This window comes from Streptacidiphilus neutrinimicus, assembly GCF_000787815.1.
Lineage (GTDB): Bacteria > Actinomycetota > Actinomycetes > Streptomycetales > Streptomycetaceae > Streptacidiphilus > Streptacidiphilus neutrinimicus.
This window is the reverse complement of sequence record NZ_BBPO01000183.1, coordinates 1-2164: the sequence shown is the minus strand read 5'-3', so window position 1 is coordinate 2164 and position 2164 is coordinate 1. Positions and strand designations below refer to the sequence as shown.

At 71.4% G+C, this 2164-nt stretch carries 2 protein-coding genes; both read left to right on the top strand.

Annotated features, from left to right (window positions below; all coding sequences use genetic code 11):
• The first annotated feature begins 152 nt into the window (after window positions 1-152).
• The gene (locus tag TR48_RS38465) at window positions 153-1400 is read left to right on the top strand and encodes a PP2C family protein-serine/threonine phosphatase (RefSeq protein WP_042375671.1); all 1248 of its coding nucleotides are present in this window, start codon (window positions 153-155) and stop codon (window positions 1398-1400) included.
• Between the two features lie 89 nt (window positions 1401-1489).
• Window positions 1490-2140: an alpha-ketoglutarate-dependent dioxygenase AlkB gene (locus TR48_RS38460; RefSeq protein WP_042375669.1), complete on the top strand. Its 651-nt coding sequence runs from the start codon at window positions 1490-1492 to the stop codon at window positions 2138-2140.
• The last annotated feature ends 24 nt before the right edge of the window (window positions 2141-2164 follow it).

Sequence of the window (2164 nt, the reverse complement as noted above, 5' to 3'; positions counted from 1 at the left end):
GGTGGGGCGTGGTGGGCGTGGAGGCGGCGGAAGGGGCACGGGGTGGGATGAGAGCGGTTGCGGATCTTGCGGGGGTGGCGTGGCATGGAAGCCTGATGGACCGCGCCTGGTGATGGACCGCGCCTGGCGGTGTGTGGGAGAGGAGCCGAGAGATGGGGGATCGCGCTCCGACCCGGCCGGTGAGGGTGAGGGCGGGTCGGCTGCTGCTCCTGCTGCCCCTCGCGCTGATGGCGCTGATCGCCACCACGGACATCCTCGCCCCCGCCGACATCCACCTCGGGCCGCTGCTGGTCGTCGCGCCGGCCATCACCGCCGCCTTCGCCGGGCCGCGGGCCACTGCGGCGATCGGGGCGCTGTCGGTGGTGACCCTGGTCACCATCGGCGCCGCGCGGGGCGTGCTCACCACGGAGAACCTCGAGGTACAGATCGCCTCGCTCGTCCTCATCGGGGCGTTCATCGTCGTCTTCGCCGGAGTGCAGGAGCGGCGCGACGTCGAGCTCGATCGAGCGAGGACCGTGTCCGAGGCGACGCAGCGGGTGTTGCTGCGGCCACTGCCGACGCGCGCCGGACCGTTGCGGCTGGCATCCGAGTACTACGCCGCGACCGTCGGTGCCCATATCGGCGGGGACCTCTACGCCGCGGCGCGGACGCAGCACGGGACCCGGCTGGTGATCGGCGATGTGCGCGGCAAAGGGTTGGAGACGCTCGGCGACGCCGCCCTGCTGCTGGGCGCGTTCCATGCGGCCGCACACCGGCAGTCGCCGCTCCCCGACCTGGCCGCGTCGCTGGAGGACAGCGTGAGCTGGGGTCTGGCCGAGGTCGCGGCGAGCGACGAGGGCATGGGCGCGGACATCGGCGAGCGGTTCGTGACCGCCGCGATCGTGGACATCCTCGACGAGAGACCGCTGCTCCAGCTGATCAACTGTGGCCATCCGCCGCCGCTGCTCCTGCACGAGGGGCGGGCGGCGTTCCTGGAGATGCCGCAGCAGTGCCCACCGCTGGGCCTCGGCCTGGGGCCAGGACCGGCAGTAGCGAACTACCCCGTGACCGAGTTCCGATTCGAACGCGGGGACGTGCTCCTGCTCTACACGGACGGGCTCATCGAGGCCCGGGACGGCGACGGCCGGTTCTATCCCCTCCAAGAACGCGTCGAGGCCCTCGCGTCAGCGCACGGGACAGGAGGCCAGGACGGCGAGGGCAGCGGTAAGGGAAACGGCGGGGAAGACGGCAGTCGGAACGGGAACAGCGGCGGGGTCGCGGCAGCCGGGCCGCTGTCACCTGCGGAGCTGATGCGGCGGCTCACCGAGGACCTCCAGCAGCACCTCGGAGGGCCCGTGCAGGACGACACGGCGATGATCGCTGTGGTCCGGGCCGACGACGAGCGGAGCGCGACGGGCTGAGGGCGGCCGGCCGAGGGCGAACGACACGAGAGTGGAACACGAGCCTCGCATTTCGCTCAGATGTTCGATTGGAGAGGTAGTCTCGTTCCATGGGCCTCTCCACACCGCTCCAGGGATCCCTCTTCGACGAGGTCGAGGAGGCACATCTCAGGCCACTGCAGCAGCACGCTCCCGAACGGATCGGCCTCGGGGCCGGCGCGTGGATCGACCTGCTGCCCGGCTGGCTCGTCGGCGCCGACGCGCTGTTCGAACGCCTGGCCACGCAGGTGCCGTGGCAGGCGGAGCGCCGGAAAATGTACGACCGGGTGGTCGACGTCCCGCGACTGCTGGCCTTCTACGACGAGGACGACCGCCTGCCCGACCCCCTGCTCGGCGAGGCTCGGGAGATGCTCAACGCCCACTACTCGGAGGAGCTCGGAGAGCACTTCGCAACGCTCGGGCTCTGCTTCTACCGCGACGGACGGGACAGCGTCGCCTGGCACGGGGACACCATCGGGCGTGGAAAGACGGAGGACACCATGGTCGCCATCCTCTCGGTCGGCGAACCGCGCGCTCTGCTGCTGCGGCCGCGCCCGGAGGCCGGGGTGTCGGGCACCACGGTACGCCAGCAGCTCGGGCACGGGGATCTGATCGTCATGGGCGGCTCCTGCCAGCGGACCTGGGAGCACGCGATCCCGAAGACCGCGCGGGCGGTCGGGCCGCGCATCAGCATCCAGTTCCGGCCTCGGGGCGTGCGATAGCCCGTCGTTGGGTCTTCTGGGCGT